The organism is Palleronia sp. LCG004 (assembly GCF_032931615.1).
Taxonomy (GTDB): domain Bacteria; phylum Pseudomonadota; class Alphaproteobacteria; order Rhodobacterales; family Rhodobacteraceae; genus Palleronia.
The window spans coordinates 236,313-253,944 of the sequence record NZ_CP136759.1 but is presented as its reverse complement, the minus strand read 5'-3'; the positions used below and the strand labels follow the sequence as shown (position 1 = coordinate 253,944).

Below are 17,632 nucleotides of genomic sequence, written 5' to 3'. Positions count from 1 at the left end.
TCGACCGGTTCGCTGGCACCGCGAACGATCGGCGGCCTCTTTCCGGAGGTTATGCGGGCGTTGGCGCGGGAATGATGACGTCCGGCCCATCGCCGTAAAGCGCTTCGACCAGATGGGCCCGTTCCCGCAAGACCGCACGTTGATTGACCGAACCCTTGTCCGTCACCTCTCCGCGCGCGAGCGAGAGCGTCCCGTCGAGCAGCAGGGCACGGGTGATCCGTGTGGCGGACCCTTCGGCCGCGGCAAGATGACGCGCGAGACGTCGGGCAATCGCGGAGCGGACCTCGGGATGCGACAAAAGGGCGCTGCCTTTCGCATTCGGGGCGATCATGCGGAGCCGTTCCAGATCCGGGAGCAAGATCGCCCCGAGCGTGTCGCGATCCTCTCCCGCGACGATCGCATCACTGACAAGGCCGTCCATCTGGTCGACGATCCGCGAACGCAAGGTCCCCACCGCGACCCATGTTCCGGTCCGCAGCTTGAAGTTCTCGGCGATGCGTCCGTCGAAGCGGAAACCACGGCGGGGCTCTCCCGGAACCTCGAAGCGAAGGGCGTCGCCCAGCAGGTAGAACCCCTCATCGTCGAACGCGTTGGCGGTCAGATCCGGGGCGCGCCAATATCCCGGCGTGACGTTCGGCCCTTTCACGCGCGCCTCCAGCCGCTCGCCCGATGGCACGAGCTTCAGTGTCACTCCACGCGCTGGAATGCCGATATTGCCCGGTGCCCGCTGCGGATCGGTGCAGAAGATCGCGAATGGGCTCGTTTCGGTCGCGCCGAGCCCGGAACACATGAGAACGGGGTGGCCGACGGCTTCCCGGGCCAGCCGTTCGAGTGCCGTCCAGGTATGCGCCGCCATACCCGCCCCAGCATACATCATCATCGAAAGGTTCGCGAAGAAGCTGTCGCGGAGGACGGCATCCCGCTCCATCCGTTCGACGAGGCGTTCGTATCCGACGGGCACGTTGAAATACCACGTGGGCGAGACCTCCCGCAGATTGCGCACGGTCTCCTCGATACCTTCCGGACTCGGCTTGCCTCCGTCGATATGGAACGTCCCGCCGTTCCAGAGGACGATGTTGAATGCCTTGTTGCCCGAGGCCGTATGACTCCACGGGGCCCAGTCGCACAGGATCGGCGGCGTGTCCTTCATGAAGGCGAAGCAATCGCGCACCATTTCCATGTTGGCGCACAGCATTCGGTTGGTGTTGATCACGGCCTTCGGGCTGCCTGTCGTCCCCGAGGTGAAAAGGAACTTCGCGACCGTGTCGGGACCGACGGCGTCGTGCGCATGCGCGACCGCATCGGTCGGCGTCGTGCCAAGCAGTGTCTCGAACGGCGTGATGTGACGACCTTCGATCGCACCACGGCTTGCCACGACCGTGGCACCGTCGGGCAAAACGGCATCTATCGCCCCGGCAAAGGGGGCTGCATCCTCCACGAAGATCGCACCGGGGGTAATCTGTTGGAGGATGGAGGAAAGCTTGTCGAAATCCTCTGCCATCAGCGAATATGCGGGCGATATCGCGGCCGACGGCACACCGACATACTGAGCGGAGAGAGCCATGATCGCATGGTCTAGCGAGTTGCCCGACAGTATGGCGAGAGGCCGCTCGACCGTGAGGCCGGCATCTATCATCCATTGCCCTGCGTGGCGCACGGCGCGCGCAAGTTCGCCATAGCTGATCCTGCGCCAGCCGGCCCCCGCGCGTTCGGCCATCCAGATGCGGTCGGGCGCGACGTTGGCCCAATGGTCGATCCGGTCGGTCAGGCGGTGCGGTACCTCGCCCAATGGATCCGCACGCCAGATCAATGTCGTGCCGTCGGGTCTCGTCCTCCACCTGAGGTCCGGTTTCCAGACCCTGACCTCGCGCTCCCCGTCCACCTTCGCCATATCGCCCCCTCCCAGATCGCGATAACTGTTTACATGGAAACAGTCGGACGCGAGACAGGTCAACAGAATAGAGTGGAAGGATGCGTAATGGCCGGGGACAAGGTCGCAACCAGATCCATCATGCACGAAGCAGAGGATCTGGAGCTCGGTGCCCTCGGCGGATCAGTCGGATTCCTCGTCCGCCTCGCTCAGCTCGAGATTTTCGAGATGTTTTACGAGGCGGAGGGGCTCGAAGGCGTACGGCCGGGTGAATTCTCGATTCTCTATCTGGCGTCGATCAACCCCGGTGCGCGTCAGGGGGCGCTTGCCAGACGGCTGAGAATAAAGCGTGCCCATATGGCAAAACTCGTGACAGGTCTCGAAGCCCGCGATCTTCTCCGGCGAGAGGTTCCTGAAGGCGATCGCCGGGCATTGAGGATATTTCTGACCGAAGGCGGCGCACGCTTCGTGGAGGAACGTGCGCCTGCCTTTCTGGATCAGACGCGGCGGGAGACCGCGCGTCTGAGCACCGATGAAGCTGCGACGCTGGTCGCGCTTCTGCACAAGTTCACGGGAATCCGCCCGTGAGCGCCGATCAGGCGGCGCTCGCGCCCGTGCCGATCGGACAGCTCACCCCGGTACCGCCGATCCCGCAATAACCACCGGGATTCTTCGCGAGATACTGCTGGTGATAGCCTTCGGCAAAGTAGAAGTCGGGGGCGTCAACGATTTCGGTCGTGATCGCTCCGTAGCCCGACTTGCTCAGCTCCGGCGCAAAACGCTCCCGGCTCGCTTCGGCACTCCGGCGCTGCGCCTCGGTCGTCACGTAGATACCGGACCGGTACTGAGTTCCCACGTCATTGCCCTGCCGCATACCCTGGGTCGGATCGTGTCCCTCCCAGAACACCCGCAAGAGGTCTTCGTAGGAAATCACGTCAGGATCATAGACTACGCGCACGACCTCGTTATGGCCGGTGCGGCCGGAACACACCTCCTCATAGGTCGGGTTGGGCGTATAGCCTCCCGCATAGCCGACCATCGTCGATTGCACGCCGTCGAGCTTCCAGAACATCCGCTCGACGCCCCAGAAACATCCCATGCCGAAGATCGCGACTTCCATGCCGTCGGGAACGTCACCGGTGAGGGGCACATCCTTCACGAAATGCCTCTCGTCCATTGCAATCGGCGTATCACGGCCCGGTAGGGCATCGTCGCGGGCCACCATCTCGGCTTTTCTGCGCAGAAGCTGAAACATGTTCGGTCTCCCTTTCTCTTTGCCGGTCATATAGGAACCCTGCCCGCCCGTCGCCATGGCATGGAACGCTACCGCGCTGCTCCGGAGCCCAATCCAAGACAAATCGCGGAAAGGGGATGAAGCAGGCATGGAACAGCATGGCACGCGCGTGGTTGAGCGGTCCAAGACTGACAAATTCTGGAGGACCAGAGATGAACAGACTGACCAGCACAGCGATCGCGGCACTCGTCGCCGTACCTTTCGCAATCGCGCAGCCCGCACTCGCGCAAAGCTCCAGCGACACGAACTCCGACACCGACATGTCGACGAGCAGCAGTTCCGAAAGCGGCCAATCGGGCAGCTCGGGAATGTCGGACACAGGATCTTCGACGTCTTCCGACTCGACGGCGTCCGACAGTTCGTCGTCCGCATCCGGCGATTCCGACATGTCGGGCAGCTCTGATATGGCCTCCCCCGATGAAGATGCCGTCGTCGTTTCGGTCGGCGACAGCGACATCACGGCCGCCGACGTGACGGCGGCGATCTCCGCCCTGCCGCCGCAGATGCAGCAGACCCCCCCCGAGCAACTCGTCCCCTTCGCAGTCGAACAGCTCGTTCTGCGTGAGCTGATCCTTCAGGATGCCGAGGAGCAGGGCATCACGGGCGATGTTTCCGACGATCAGCCCGAGATGGCGCAGGAGAATGCGACGATCGAGGCGTATCTCAACCAGCAGATGGAGGGTGTCGTCACCGACGATGCCGTGCAGGAAGCCTATGACGAGGTTGCCGCGGATACCGAAGAAGAGCTGCCCCCGCTCGAAGCCGTCCGCCCGCAGATCGAGCAGCAGCTGCGTCAGGAGCGCCTTGCCGAGTTGCGCAGCGACCTGATGGATGGCGTTGAGATCGTCTATTACGGCCCGGATGGTGAACCGCGCGAAACGATGGGCGCTCAGGGTTCGTCATCGGACGGCAGCATGTCGGACGATAGTTCCACGGACAGCGGAATGTCATCGGACGACAGTTCCTCGTCCGAGGGCGGCATGTCCGGCGACGCTTCGTCGGAAAGCGAAATGTCGACGGACAGCGACACGTCGAGCGGCGACAGCGGTTCGTCGAGCGGCAGCTCCAGCGACGGAAGCTCGAGTTCCGACAGCAGCACAAACTCGAACTGAGCCGCTGCTCAGACCAAAGGTACTATGGCCGCGTCGGATCACTCCGGCGCGGTTTTTTTGTTCAGTAGAAGCTCTGCGGATCGATATCGACGCTGAGGCGTATGTCGCCCTTCCAGCGGAACTGCCTCAGCCATTCGGAAAGTGCGGCTTGCAACGGTGCGGCCTTGTCGGCCTTGACCAGCAGACGGACGCGATGCCGTCCTCGGATCCGTGCGATCGGTGCGGGTGCCGGCCCGAAGACCTGCGCGCCGATCTGCCTCAGCGGCCCGTCGCGCCGTGCCATCTCGCCGCCCAGATCGAAGATCGCCTGCATGTCGGGCGCGCTCAGGACGATGCCGGCCATGCGGCCGTAAGGCGGTACCCCCGCCGCACGCCGCTCCGCAGCTTCGGCGGCCCAGAACCGATCCTCGTCGCCGGCAAGGATCGCTCGGATCACGGGGTGCTCGGGCTGGAAGGTCTGCAGCAGCGCCTCGCCCGCACGCTCGGCCCGGCCTGCGCGGCCCGCAACCTGACGCATGAGCTGGAACGTGCGCTCGGCCGCGCGCAGATCGCTGCCCTGCAGCCCGAGGTCGGCGTCGATCACGCCGACCAGGGTAAGGTTCGGAAAGTTGTGTCCCTTCGCCACCAGCTGCGTGCCGATGACGATATCGGCATCGCCCTCCGCGATCGCCACGATCCGCTCCTTCAGCGCGCGCGCGCTGCCATACATGTCCGAGCTCAGCACCTCGACCTTGGCATCGGGGAACAGCGCCGCGGCCTCCTCGCCCATCCGTTCGACGCCCGGGCCCACGGCCGCAAGCTTGCCCTCTACACCGCATGATGGACACGCCTCGGGGACGGGCTTCGTCTCTCCGCATTGGTGGCACACCAGCCGCTTGAGAAAGCGATGCTCGACCATCCGGGCATCGCAATGATCGCAGCCTATCTGATGCCCGCAGGCGCGGCAGATCGTCACCGGCGCATAGCCACGGCGGTTGAGAAAGAGCAGCGATTGCTCGCCTCGTTCGATCCGTGCCTCGACCGCGGTCTTGAGTGTCGGCGAGATCCAGCGCCCGGACGGCAGATCCTCGCCCCGCAAGTCTATCGCCCGCATCTGCGGCATGACTGCCGGACCGAACCGCGAGGTCAACGTCAACGCACCGTATTTCCCGGCGTCGACATTCGCCCAGGTCTCAAGCGACGGGGTGGCCGATGCCAGTACGACCTGCGCGCCGCCGATCGCCGCGCGCAGGACGGCCATGTCACGCGCGGAGTAGAGAACCCCGTCTTCCTGCTTGTAGGACGTGTCATGCTCCTCGTCGACGACGACGAGGCCGAGGTCGCGATAGGGCAGGAAGAGCGCCGATCGCGCTCCGACCACGAGTTCGGCCCCCCCTTCGCCCACCATCCGCCAGACCCGACGCCGCTCGGTCTGGGTGACACCGGAATGCCATTCTGCGGGCTTCGCGCCGAACCGTGCCTCGACGCGGGTCAGGAACTCCGCGGTGAGCGCGATCTCCGGCAGGAGGACCAGGGCCTGACGCCCCACCGAAAGACAGGCGGCCACGGCCTCGAGGTAGACCTCGGTCTTGCCCGACCCGGTAACGCCCCTGAGCATGGTGGTGGCGTAGCGGCCACTTTCCACGCCCGCGCGCAGCGTCTCTGCCGCCACCGCCTGCTCGGGCGTGAGCTCCATCCCGGGGAGGTCCGGATCAAGGCGCGGAAAGGGCAGGTCGCGCGGGCTCTCGCGCTCGTCGATCGCACCCTGCTCGACCAGACCCTTGACCACACCCGTCCCGACGCCCGCGAGATCCGCGAGTTCCTTGAGCGTAAAGACGCGGCCCTCCTCCTCGTCGAGAATATCGAGCACCCGCGCCCGTGCATCCGTCATCCTCGACGGATCACCGATCCCGCGGGCATAGACCTTGCGCATCGTCTGGGCGGCACCAAGGCCAGGCGCACGCGTCGCGAGCCGCAGCATCGCCGACAGCGGCGTGAGCGTGTATTCCGCCGCCCGCGAGAGAAACGCGCGCAATTCCGCGCGCATGGGTGCTACGTCGAGCACCGCGTTGACCGGCCGGACCTTGGCGATGTCGTATCCGCCCGCGCCAGGCCCCCAGACGACACCCAGAACCCGTCTCGGCCCGAGCGGCACCTCGACGAACGCACCTTCCCGGCAGCCTCCTTCGGGAGCACGATAATCGAGCGGCCGGTCGAGCGGTTGGGTCGTCAGCACCGAAACCAGCGCGCCTTCCTCGAACCATCCGGGCTCAACGCCCATGTCGTCACCTGTGGTCAAATGCTCATGTCCATCTCATCCGGATCGCTCCTGACGTGGACCGGTCGGGCGTCCAACCCTATACCATCCGCGCGCGACGGGACAGAAGCCCCCGGTGCCTGTGGCGAACGGGCCACCGCATGCCCCGCGCCCGCCCGGGGGGTATGGGCCGCGCCGACCGGCCCGGATAGGATCGCCGGACCATCGCATAAGAATGGACCGAGGCATGAGCACCAACCCCCTGGCGACCCCCGAAATCCGCGACCGCATCCTGTCGCAACCCGACCTGATCCTCGACGATCAGGATCTGATGCGCGCGCTCGTCGCCGCCAACGACCGTCATCTGGGCGGCAACGTCGTCGATATGCGCGGCATCGCGATGGAGCGGCTCGAAAGCCGGCTCGACCGGCTCGAAGATACGCATCGCAACGTGATCGCCGCCGCCTACGAGAATCTCGCCGGCACCAACACGATCCATCGCGCGATCCTGCGTCTGCTCGATGCGCAGGATTTCGCGACATTCCTCGACGATCTCGCCGGGCCAGTGGCACGGACGCTGCAGGTCGACAGCCTCAGGCTCCTGCTCGAAAGCGCCGATCACGAGAATTCCCCCGATCTCGGCCCGTTGGCACAGATCATGGGCCTCGCCGAGCGGGGCTATTGCTGCCTTTATGGCGGCCAGCATTCCGGCGGCAAGCCGCGCCGCGTGACGCTGAGGCATTGCGAGTACGGTGCAAGCCCGGAGATCCACGGCGACAAGGCCGAGGCGATCCGCTCGGAGGCGTGCCTGATGCTCGATTTCGGCGAGGGACGCCTGCCCGGCATGCTCGTCCTCGGGGCCGAGGACCCCGAGCAATTCGCCCAAGGGCAGGGCGGCGATCTTCTCGACTTCTTCGCAGGCGTCTTCGAGCGGGCGATGCGCCGCTGGCTCGCGTGATCACCCCGGGCCTTTCGGCCGCGCTCGAAGCGTGGCTGAGCCACCTCGCATCGCTCGACGATGCCTCGCCTGCGACGGTCGTCGCCTATCGGACCGACGTCGTGGGCTTTCTGCAATTCATGCAGACCCATCTGGGGGACCGCACCGGAACCGCGCTGATGGTCGATGTCACGCTGCGCGACATGCGTGCCTGGATGGCACATGAGCGGGGCCGCGGTCTGCAGGCGCGTTCGCTCGCGCGCAGGCTTTCGTCCGTCAAGAGCTTCACGCGATGGTTGGCCGAGCGGGAGCCGTTCGATCCGACGGCGATCCTGTCGACGCGCAGCCCGAAATTCCGGCGCAAGCTCCCCCGGCCGCTGACCGTCGAGGCCGCGCGTGACCTGCTTTCTACCATCGAGGTCCAGGCGAGCGAGCCATGGATTGCCGCCCGCGATCTCGCGGTTGTCACCCTGCTCTGGGGATCGGGCCTACGCATCTCCGAAGCGCTGGGTCTTGGCGGAGAAACGAAGGCCCCGGGCGAGACGCTGCGCATTACCGGCAAGGGCCGAAAGGAACGGATCGTGCCGCTGCTGCCCGCCGCGCGCCTCGCCATCGAGGATTACGCCCGCGCCTGCCCCTATGACCTGACACCGGACGCGCCGCTCTTTCGGGGCGCGCGCGGGGGCGCGCTCAATCCCCGGATCGTCCAGAAGACGATGGAGCGGACGCGCATGCAACTTGGCCTTCCGTCCACCGCCACGCCCCATGCGCTGCGCCACTCATTCGCGACCCATCTGCTCGATGCGGGCGGCGATTTGCGCGCGATACAGGAATTGCTGGGCCACAATTCGCTCTCGACGACGCAGGCCTACACCGCCGTGGATATGTCGCGCCTCATGGATGTCTACGACCGCGCCCATCCCCGCGGCTGATCTGCGCAAACAGCGTTCAGTCGTCGCGCATCTCGATCCGACGCCCTAACGGCGGCCGGGATCGGCTGGATACACGCCCAGAAGTGTTATCTCGTCGGTGAAATAATCGAGTTCCTCGAGCGCCCGGGCGAGGGCCGGGTCCTCGGGATGGCCCTCCACATCGGCATAGAACTGTGTCGCGGTGAAATTGCCCCCGACCATGTAGGATTCGAGCTTTGTCATGTTGACGCCATTCGTCGCGAAACCTCCCATCGCCTTGTAGAGCGCGGCGGGAATGTTCCGTACGCGGAACACGAAGCTGGTGATCATCCCGTGATCGCCACGCCGGGTCTCGTCGTAATCGCGCGCCATCACCAGGAACCGCGTCGCGTTGTGGTCGAGGTCCTCTACGTTGCGCGCGAGGATCTCCAGCCCGTAGGTCTCGGCCGCGGTGGCCGAGGCCAGCACGCCCTGATCGGGCTGCGGTGCCCGGGCGAGCTCGGCCGCGGCACCGGCGCTGTCGGGGGCCGCAACGCCGCGGATGCCGCGCGTGGCGAGGAAGTCGGCGCATTGGGGGATGAGGACGGGATGCGCCCGCACCTCGCGGATGTTCTCGATGCGCGTCCCCGCCCCCGCCATCAGGCAGATCTCGACGCGGACGAAGGCCTCTTCGACGATCTTGAGACCACTGTCTGGCAGCAGGCGATGGATGTCGGCCACGCGACCATAGGTCGAATTCTCGACCGGCAGCATGGCCAGTTCGGCCCTGCCGGAACGCACGGCGGCGATCGCGGCCTCGAAACTGCGGCAGGCGAGCGGCTCGAGATCGGGCCGGGTCTCGACGCAGGCTTGATGCGAATAAGCGCCCAGTTCCCCCTGGAACGCGATGCTGCGGGCCATGACACGCTCCCCGATCGTCGTCTTGTCGCGGGTCATATCGCTTGAAACCCGTGCGCGGAAGGGGATAGAGAACCACCGAAGATGCGGCAAGGGGCGACACGCGACATGTTCGACACTATGACACTCACGAAGATCGTCGGCGGATTTTGCGGCGCGCTGCTGATCTTCCTTCTCGGGGCCTGGGGAGCGGAGCTCATCTATCACGGTTCCGGCCACGACGAAGGCGAACAGGCCTACTCGATCGAAGTCCCCGAAGGCGAAGGTGCCGAACCGGAAGAGGAGGCGGCACCCTTCGAGGAAGTCTTCGCAAGCGCCGATGCCGGTGCGGGCGAACGTGTCTTTGGACGCTGCCGCGCCTGTCACGCAGTCGACGGCTCCGACGGCGTCGGCCCGCATCTGAACGGCGTGGTCGGCCGGGAGGTCGACGCGGTCGCGGGCTATGCCTATTCCGGTGCGCTCGAGGAAGTCGCCGATGTCTGGTCGCCCGAGAACCTGAACGGTTTTCTCGAGAATCCCCGCGGATACGCGCCGGGAACCAAGATGAGCTTCAATGGACTTCCGAGCGTCGAAGAGCGCGCCAACGTCATCGCGTATCTCCAGACGACCGAGTGATCGGTATCGCGCGAAGCACCTCGCTACCGATGATGCCGGCCCCTCGGCCGGCATCCGCGCGACCGCAGGGGCCTTGCCGCGATCACGCTATTTCAACTTGAATCTCCGGCCACCGCGCCCTTAGCGTTGCGGGCATCGAAAGCATTCCCCCAAGACGGACGATGGCCATGACAGACGCGGCAGCCCCCTTCCCCGCCCTCGCGACGTCGGGGCGGTCCGCGATGCGGACGGGCCTTGTTCTCGCAACAGCGCTCCTTTCCGCCGGCACTCCCGCATTCGCGCAGGAGACGACCGAGCCCGGGGACGGCGATGTCACGATTTCGCACGGCTACACCAACTTCGGCGAACTGAAATACGGCCCCGACAAGGTTCTTGATTACGTCAATCCCGACGCGCCGAAAGGTGGCGAATACTCGACCTGGAGCTTGGGAAATTTCGACAGTTTCAACCAGTATGCCCGGGCCGGGGTGCCCGCAGCCCTGAACACCATCGGCGACGAGACCCTGATGGTCGGCACGCTCGACGATCCATACGGAAGCTACTGCCTTCTCTGCGAGACCGTCGAGTACGACGAGGCGCGGACCTATGCGACCTTCAAGCTGCGGGAGGATGTGACCTTCGCGGACGGCACGCCGATGACCGCGCACGACATCGCGTTCACCAACCAGCTCTTCATCGAACAGGGCATCCCCGAATACCGCCAGTCCGCCTCGCAGTTCTACGAATCCGTCGATGTCCTCGACGATTACACGATCCGCTTCGTCTTCACCGACTTCATGCCCCCGAAGGTTCGGGTTCAGCAGGCAGGCGGTACACCGGCCTTTTCGAAAGCATGGTTCGAAGAGAACGAAATCCGCCTCGACCAGAGCACGACCGAACCCTTCATGGCGACCGGCCCCTACGTGCTCGACAGCGTCGATTACAATCGGCGCGTCGTCTATCGCAGGAACCCGGACTACTGGGGCGAGGATCTGCCCATCAACCAGGGGCGGAACAACTTCGAGACCGTGAGGGTCGAATATTTCGCCGACACCTCAGCGGCATTGCAGGCATTCCAGACCGGCGAATACCTGCTGCGTTTCGAAAGCGACCCGGGCGACTGGAACACCGGCTACGACTTTCCTGCCGTCAAGTCCGGCGACGTCGTCACGGAGGAGATCCCGGACGGCACGGTGGCGCAGCGTTTCTCGTGGAACTTCAACCTTAATCGCGAGAAGTGGCAGGACATCAGGGTCCGCCGAGCCATCGCGATGATGTTCAACTTCGAATGGTCGAATGCGACGCTCTATTACGGGGATTACGCGCGCCCCGAATCGTTCTGGACCGGCACCGACCTGCAAGCGACCGACACGCCCTCCGAGGCGGAGCGCGCCCTTCTAGAGCCGCTGATCGAGGAGGGGCTGCTCGACGCCGCCATCCTTGAGGAGCCTGCGCGTCTGCCGACCGAGAACGCAAGCGAAAGCGCCCGCCCATCGCGCGGCACCATCCGCGAGGCCGCGGCACTGCTGGACGCCGCCGGATGGGAGCCGGGACCGGACGGCATCCGCCAGAAAGACGGCCAGCGCCTGACGCTCGACATCATCCAGTTCAACTCGCGCTACGACAAGATCATCACGCCCTTCATCAGCAATCTGGAACTGATCGGCGTCGACGGAACGCTCGAGCGCGTCGACACCGCCCAATACGTGCAACGCCGGCGCGACGACGATTTCGATCTGACGAACCAGGCCTTCCAGATGGGGTTCGAGCCCTCTACGGGGCTGCGTCAATGGTTCGGATCGGAAGGTGCGGACGAGAGTTCGCGCAACATCATGCGGCTGAAGAACGGCGCGGTCGACAGTCTTCTGCAGACCATCAACGATACGACCACGCTCGAAGGGCTAACGACCGCGACCCACGCGCTCGACCGCGTGCTGCGTTTCCTCTCCTTCGACATTCCGATCTACTACCTCCCGGATACCTGGATCGCCTACTGGGACGTCTACGATCACCCCGAGACCCTGCCGCCCTTCGGCGCGGGTGCCCTCGATTTCTGGTGGTACGACGAAGAGGCCGCGGAAGAGCTCAGACAATCCGGGGCGCTCTGACGGCATGGGAGCCTATATCCTCCGACGGCTGCTGCTGATCATCCCGACGCTGATCGGGATCATGGTCGTCAACTTCACGCTTACGCAATTCGTGCCCGGTGGCCCGATCGAGCAGGTGATCGCGCGCATGGAGGGGTCCGGCGACGTCTTTTCCGGGATTTCGGGAGGCGGTTCGTCCGGCGCGGCCGAGTTCGAAAGTTCGGGCAATCCCGGCGGATATAGCGGGGCGCGCGGCCTGCCGCCGGAATTCATCGCCGAGCTGGAACGCGAATTCGGGTTCGACAAGCCCCCGCTGGAACGGTTCCTGACGATGATGTGGAACTACATCCGCTTCGATTTCGGAGAGAGTTATTTCCGCTCGATCAGCGTCGTGGATCTGGTGCTCGAGAAGATGCCGGTCTCGATCTCGCTGGGGCTCTGGTCGACGCTCATTGCGTATCTTGTGTCGATACCGCTGGGGATCCGCAAGGCGGTCAACGACGGCACAACATTCGACACCTGGACGAGCGCGCTCATCATCGTGGCCTATGCGATTCCGGGATTCCTTTTCGCGATCCTGCTGCTCGTCCTCTTCGCGGGCGGATCCTATTTCCAGTGGTTCCCGCTCCGGGGGCTCACCAGCGACAACTGGGATCAGCTGAGCCTTCTGGGCAAGATCGGCGATTATTTCTGGCATATCGCACTGCCTGTCACCGCCTCGACCATTTCGGCCTTCGCGACGCTTACGATCCTGACGAAGAACAGCTTCCTCGACGAGATCAAGAAGCAATACGTCACGACCGCCAAGGCCAAAGGCCTGAAGGAAAGCCAGGTGCTCTACGGCCATGTCTTCCGCAACGCGATGCTCATCATCGTAGCGGGTTTTCCGGCGGTCTTCATCGGCGTCTTCTTTGGCGGGTCGATCATCATCGAGACGATCTTCTCTCTCGATGGCCTCGGCCGGCTCGGCTTCGAGGCGGCGGTCGCGCGCGACTATCCCGTGATATTCGGCACGCTCTTCTTCTTCGGCCTGATCGGGCTTGTCGTCGGGATCCTGTCGGACCTCATGTATGTCTTCGTCGATCCGCGGATCGATTTCGAAACCCGGGAGGGCTGAGATGAGCCATCTCGATCACGGCGCGCCCGTCCGCTCGCCGACCGAACCCGGCATCGAGGGGCCGCCGCCCCACCCCGGGGCAGGAGGGCTCGACGCGCCACCGCCCGTCACGCCGAAGCGACGTCGCCCGACGCTCAGCCCGCTGAACCAGCGGCGCTGGCGCAACTTCCGTCGCAACGGACGCGCCTTCTGGTCGCTGATCATCTTCGGCGTCCTGTTCGGGCTCAGCCTCTTCGCCGAGTTCATCGCCAACGACAAGCCGATCCTCGTAAGCTATCGCGGAGAGCTCTTTACACCGGTCTTCAACTTCTACCCCGAGACGGCCTTCGGCGGCGATTTCCGGACGGAGGCGGTCTATTCCGATGTGGAAGTCCAGTGCCTGATCATGACCGCCGGGCTCGTCGAGTGCTTCGACGACCCGCGTGCGCTAATCAACTCGGGCGAAACTGCCGAAGGGTTCGATCGCGGCTGGATGGTATGGCCACCTATCCCCTACAGCTACGACACGATCAACGATATCGGCGGAGCCGCGCCGTCCGCCCCCGATGCCGACCACCTGCTCGGCACCGACGATACGGCGCGGGACGTGGCGGCGCGGGTGATCTACGGCTTCAGGCTCTCGATCCTCTTCACGATCGTCGTGACGGTCATCACCTCGATCATCGGAATTGTCGCAGGCGCCGTGCAGGGCTTCTTCGGCGGCTGGCTCGACCTCATCTTCCAGCGCGTCATCGAGATCTGGGTCTCGACGCCGTCGCTCTACGTGATCATCATCCTCTTCGCGATCCTGGGGCGAAGTTTCTGGTTGCTGGTCTTCGTTACCGTTCTCTTCGGATGGCCGGCACTTGTCGGGATCGTCCGGGCGGAGTTCCTGAGGGCCCGCAACTTCGAATATGTCCGCGCGGCCCGAGCGCTCGGCGTTTCGAACTGGACGATTATGTTCCGCCACATGCTGCCCAACGCTATGGTCGCCACCGTTACGATGCTGCCGTTCCTCATCACCGGCACGATCGCGACGCTTGCCTCGCTCGATTACCTGGGCTTCGGATTGCCGTCATCCGCGCCGTCACTGGGCGAGCTGACGTTGCAGGCCAAGCAGAACCTCCAGGCCCCCTGGCTCGGCTTTACGGCCTTCCTGACCTTCGCGATCATGCTCTCCCTCCTCGTCTTCATCTTCGAGGGGATCCGCGACGCCTTCGACCCGAGAAAGACCTTCCAGTGAGCGCTGTCTTGACCGTCCGCGACCTCAACATCCGTTTCCGCCAGGACGGCGTCGAAACCCATGCCGTGCGCGGTGTGAGTTTCGAGGTCGGCGAGGGCGAAACTGTCGCGCTGGTTGGTGAATCCGGGTCGGGAAAATCCGTCACCGCTCTCTCCACGGTCGATCTGTTGACCGGTGCCGCGCGGGTCGAAGGGTCCGTCCGTTACCACGACGCCGAAATGATCGGCGCACCCGAGAAGCTGTTGAGGAAGGTGCGCGGCAACGATATCAGCTTCATCTTTCAGGAGCCGATGACCTCGCTCAATCCGCTCCACACGATCGAGAAACAGCTCCGGGAATCGCTCGAACTGCATCAGGGCCTGAAGGGCGACACGGCCCGGCGACGCATTCTCGAACTTCTAGACGAGGTCGGCATCGCGGATGCCGAAAGCCGGCTCGGGGCCTATCCGCATCAGCTTTCGGGCGGCCAGAGACAGCGCGTGATGATCGCCATGGCGCTGGCCAACGGTCCGGATCTCCTCATCGCGGACGAGCCCACCACCGCGCTGGACGTGACGATCCAGGCGCAGATCCTGGAACTCCTGGCGCAGTTGAAAGCGCGCGAGGGGCTTTCGATGCTCTTCATCACCCACGATCTTACGATCGTGCGCAAGATTGCCGACCGTGTTTGCGTGATGAAGGACGGCGAAATCGTCGAGCACGGGCCGACCGCCGAGATCTTCGGCGATCCGCGCCATCCCTATACGCGCATGCTGCTCGAAGCCGAAAGCGGCGGACGCCCTCTGCCCGTCCCGGATGACAGCCCTGTCATCGCCGAGACCGACAAGCTCCGGATCTGGTTCCCGATCCAGAAGGGGCTGATGAAGCGCACGGTCGGGCACGTGAAGGCCGTCAATGCCGCGACGCTCTCGGTACGGCGTGGCGAGACGGTCGGCATCGTCGGCGAATCGGGGTCCGGCAAGACGACGCTCGCACTCGCCATCATGCGGCTCATATCCTCCGAAGGGCCGATTGTGTTCATGGGCCGCGACATACAGGGGCTTCGTGGCGGCAAGATGCGCCCGTTGCGGGGGGACATGCAGATCGTGTTCCAGGACCCCTACGGATCGCTCTCCCCCCGGATGACCGTCGAGGAGATCATCGCCGAGGGGCTCCATATCCACGGCACGGATGGGCGGCGCGACCGGTATCAGAAAGTCGCGGCGATCATGTCCGAGGTCGGGCTCGACCCTGCTACGATGCACCGCTATCCGCACGAATTCTCCGGTGGCCAGCGCCAGCGCATCGCGATCGCACGCGCGATGATCCTGCAGCCGAAGCTCGTTGTCCTCGACGAGCCGACAAGCGCGCTCGACATGACGGTACAGGTCCAGATCGTGAAGTTGCTGCGCGATCTGCAGGCGCGTCATGGCCTCGCGTATCTCTTCATCAGCCATGATCTGAAGGTCGTCCGCGCCCTCGCGCACAAGGTCATCGTGATGAAGAAGGGCGACGTGGTCGAGGCGGGGTCCGCCGACACGATCTTCGACGCTCCCGAAACTGAGTATACCCGCGCGCTGATGGAGGCGGCCTTCGGCGGCGTGCGAGAACGCATCCGCTGAACGCAACAATTCCGGTGCGCGCGGCGTTTGCCCGCAGAAGCATCGGAAAGCCATAATGACCCGCTCCATCTGCGTCATCGCCAACAGGAAATCGGGTCGCAATTCCCGTGACAACAAGGTCATCGAAGATGCCATCGACGTCTTCGGAGAGGGCACCACCCGGCGCGACTGGTCGCCCGAAAACGATCTGTCTTCTCTGATCGACAAGGCGATCCAGGACGGCGCGGATCTGATCGTGGCGGCCGGCGGCGACGGGACGATCATGGCGGTCGCCGATGCGATGCGCGGACGCGATGTGCCCATGGCCGTCTTGCCTCTCGGCACGTTCAACTTCTTCGCACGAGGTCTCGGCCTCAGCGAGGAACCGGTCGAGGCGGCCCGACAGATCCTCGAGGGGCATGCCCACGACATCCGCGTGGGTGAGGTCAACGGCCAGACCTTCCTCAACAATTCGAGCCTCGGCATCTATCCTTCCATCCTGAAGGAGCGCGAGGCGGTCTACAGTCGCTGGGGTCGGCGCAGGCTTGCAGCGCATTGGTCGGTGGTGAAGACCATGATGCGATTCCGCAAACCCATGCGGCTCCGGCTAGAGGTCGATGGCGGCGAGCCCGTCGAACACCGTACCGCGATGATCTTCGTCGCGCGATCTGCCTATCAGCTCGATTATTTCGGGCTCGAAGGGTCAGAGCTGATCTCCGAGGACAAGTTCGCCGTTCTCGTCTCCAAGGCGAACAGCCGAAGACGGCTCTTCCAGCTGGCCTGGCGTCTGGCGAGCGGGACGGTGCGCGAGGGCCGGGACTACGAGCTTCTGAGCGCGCGCGACCTCGTCGCCACACCACGACGACGCAGTACCATCCTCGCCTTCGACGGCGAGAAGCAACGTGCGCCCGGCCCGTTCCGCTTTCGAATGGCGGATGCGCCGCTCAAGATCATCCTTCCAGCCGAAAGAACCGAATGACCCGTATCGTCCACCTCTCGGATCTTCATTTCGGTCGCGACCAGCCCGAGCTCGAAACACCGCTGATCGAAGCAGTGAATGGCCTGACCCCCGATCTCGTGGCGATCTCCGGCGACTTCACCCAGCGGGCGCGGGTCGGCCAGTACGACCGCGCGCGTGCCTTCCTGAACCGTATCGAGGCGCCGACGCTGTCGGTGCCGGGCAACCATGACACGCCGCTCGACAATCTCTTGGTACGTTTCTTCCAACCATGGAAGCGCTATCGTCAGGCGATCGATGCAAACCTTGAGCCGAGTACGGATCTGGACGCTGCGCGCGTCATGGGCGTCAACACCGTCAACCGATTCTCGTGGCAGCGTGGGAAGATGTCACGTCGCACCGTGGCACGTGTCTGCGCAGCATTCGCGGACGCCGCTGACAGCCTGCGGGTCGTCGTGCTTCACCATCCGCTCGAACACGGCCCCGAAGTGGAAAAGCGGCTCATGCGCGGTGCCAGATCCGCGCTGGGGCGGTTGCAGGAATGCGGGGCCGATATCGTCCTGTCGGGCCACCTGCATCACACGGTGACCGCTCCCTTCGAACGCGCCGAAGGCCTCCTGTTCGTACAGGCGGGCACCGGACTGTCGAACCGGCTTCGGGGCGAGGCCAACACCTTCAACGTGATCGAGGGTGACCGGAAGGGGCTGACGATCCGCACATTCGCTGCGCAGGACGAGCCTGCCTTCAAGCCCGAGATGGAAGCAGCCTTCAGCCGCCGGAACGGGATCTGGTCGGCGGCCTGACCGGCCGCCGACGA

Annotated in this window: 15 protein-coding genes; 11 read left to right on the top strand and 4 right to left on the bottom strand. The window is 64.5% G+C overall.

Annotated elements, in window-relative coordinates; all coding sequences use genetic code 11:
* Positions 1–49 precede the first annotated feature (49 nt).
* Positions 50–1,891 (bottom strand): feruloyl-CoA synthase, encoded by a 1,842-nt coding sequence (locus tag RVY76_RS01165; protein WP_317375241.1) that lies wholly within the window; start codon positions 1,889–1,891, stop codon positions 50–52.
* 87 nt (positions 1,892–1,978) lie between these two features.
* On the opposite strand from RVY76_RS01165, the gene RVY76_RS01160 reads away from it, so the two are divergent.
* Positions 1,979–2,458, top strand: coding sequence for a MarR family winged helix-turn-helix transcriptional regulator (locus tag RVY76_RS01160; protein WP_317375239.1), 480 nt, complete (start codon positions 1,979–1,981; stop codon positions 2,456–2,458).
* 7 nt (positions 2,459–2,465) lie between these two features.
* Here RVY76_RS01160 and msrA read toward each other — a convergent pair whose 3' ends face one another.
* Positions 2,466–3,125: a peptide-methionine (S)-S-oxide reductase MsrA gene (gene msrA / locus RVY76_RS01155; protein ID WP_317376691.1), complete on the bottom strand. Its 660-nt coding sequence runs from the start codon at positions 3,123–3,125 to the stop codon at positions 2,466–2,468.
* A gap of 191 nt (positions 3,126–3,316) precedes the next feature.
* Between msrA and RVY76_RS01150 the strand changes: the two genes are divergently transcribed.
* Positions 3,317–4,276, top strand: a complete 960-nt coding sequence (locus RVY76_RS01150; RefSeq protein ID WP_317375238.1) for a hypothetical protein — start codon at positions 3,317–3,319, stop codon at positions 4,274–4,276.
* Positions 4,277–4,337: 61 nt separating this feature from the next.
* Here RVY76_RS01150 and RVY76_RS01145 read toward each other — a convergent pair whose 3' ends face one another.
* The gene (locus RVY76_RS01145; protein ID WP_317375236.1) at positions 4,338–6,536 is read right to left on the bottom strand and encodes a primosomal protein N'; all 2,199 of its coding nucleotides are present in this window, start codon (positions 6,534–6,536) and stop codon (positions 4,338–4,340) included.
* 223 nt (positions 6,537–6,759) lie between these two features.
* Here RVY76_RS01145 and RVY76_RS01140 point away from each other — a divergent pair, with 223 nt between their 5' ends.
* Positions 6,760–7,470: a DUF484 family protein gene (locus RVY76_RS01140; protein WP_317375235.1), complete on the top strand. Its 711-nt coding sequence runs from the start codon at positions 6,760–6,762 to the stop codon at positions 7,468–7,470.
* Positions 7,467–8,381: a tyrosine recombinase XerC gene (locus RVY76_RS01135; RefSeq protein ID WP_317375234.1), complete on the top strand. Its 915-nt coding sequence runs from the start codon at positions 7,467–7,469 to the stop codon at positions 8,379–8,381. The genes RVY76_RS01140 and RVY76_RS01135 overlap by 4 nt, the downstream gene beginning before the upstream one ends.
* 45 nt (positions 8,382–8,426) lie before the next feature.
* Here the strand turns inward: RVY76_RS01135 and RVY76_RS01130 are convergent, their stop codons facing one another.
* Entirely contained in the window at positions 8,427–9,260 is an 834-nt protein-coding gene (locus RVY76_RS01130) for a prephenate dehydratase (RefSeq protein WP_317375233.1), read from the bottom strand.
* A gap of 105 nt (positions 9,261–9,365) precedes the next feature.
* On the opposite strand from RVY76_RS01130, the gene RVY76_RS01125 reads away from it, so the two are divergent.
* From RVY76_RS01125 to RVY76_RS01095, 7 genes are all read left to right on the top strand, one after another.
* Positions 9,366–9,872, top strand: coding sequence for a cytochrome c family protein (locus tag RVY76_RS01125; RefSeq protein WP_317375232.1), 507 nt, complete (start codon positions 9,366–9,368; stop codon positions 9,870–9,872).
* 167 nt (positions 9,873–10,039) lie between these two features.
* Positions 10,040–11,959 (top strand): extracellular solute-binding protein, encoded by a 1,920-nt coding sequence (locus tag RVY76_RS01120; protein ID WP_317375231.1) that lies wholly within the window; start codon positions 10,040–10,042, stop codon positions 11,957–11,959.
* Between the two features lie 4 nt (positions 11,960–11,963).
* Complete coding sequence (locus RVY76_RS01115) at positions 11,964–13,055, top strand: microcin C ABC transporter permease YejB (RefSeq protein ID WP_317375230.1); 1,092 nt, start codon at positions 11,964–11,966, stop codon at positions 13,053–13,055.
* A 1-nt stretch (position 13,056) separates the two neighbouring features.
* Complete coding sequence (locus RVY76_RS01110) at positions 13,057–14,277, top strand: ABC transporter permease (protein WP_317375229.1); 1,221 nt, start codon at positions 13,057–13,059, stop codon at positions 14,275–14,277.
* The gene (locus RVY76_RS01105; RefSeq protein ID WP_317375228.1) at positions 14,274–15,878 is read left to right on the top strand and encodes an ABC transporter ATP-binding protein; all 1,605 of its coding nucleotides are present in this window, start codon (positions 14,274–14,276) and stop codon (positions 15,876–15,878) included. Before RVY76_RS01110 ends, RVY76_RS01105 begins: the two co-directional genes overlap by 4 nt.
* Positions 15,879–15,933: 55 nt before the next feature.
* Positions 15,934–16,836, top strand: coding sequence for a diacylglycerol/lipid kinase family protein (locus RVY76_RS01100; RefSeq protein WP_317375227.1), 903 nt, complete (start codon positions 15,934–15,936; stop codon positions 16,834–16,836).
* Positions 16,833–17,618, top strand: coding sequence for a metallophosphoesterase family protein (locus tag RVY76_RS01095; RefSeq protein ID WP_317375226.1), 786 nt, complete (start codon positions 16,833–16,835; stop codon positions 17,616–17,618). The genes RVY76_RS01100 and RVY76_RS01095 overlap by 4 nt, the downstream gene beginning before the upstream one ends.
* The last annotated feature ends 14 nt before the right edge of the window (positions 17,619–17,632 follow it).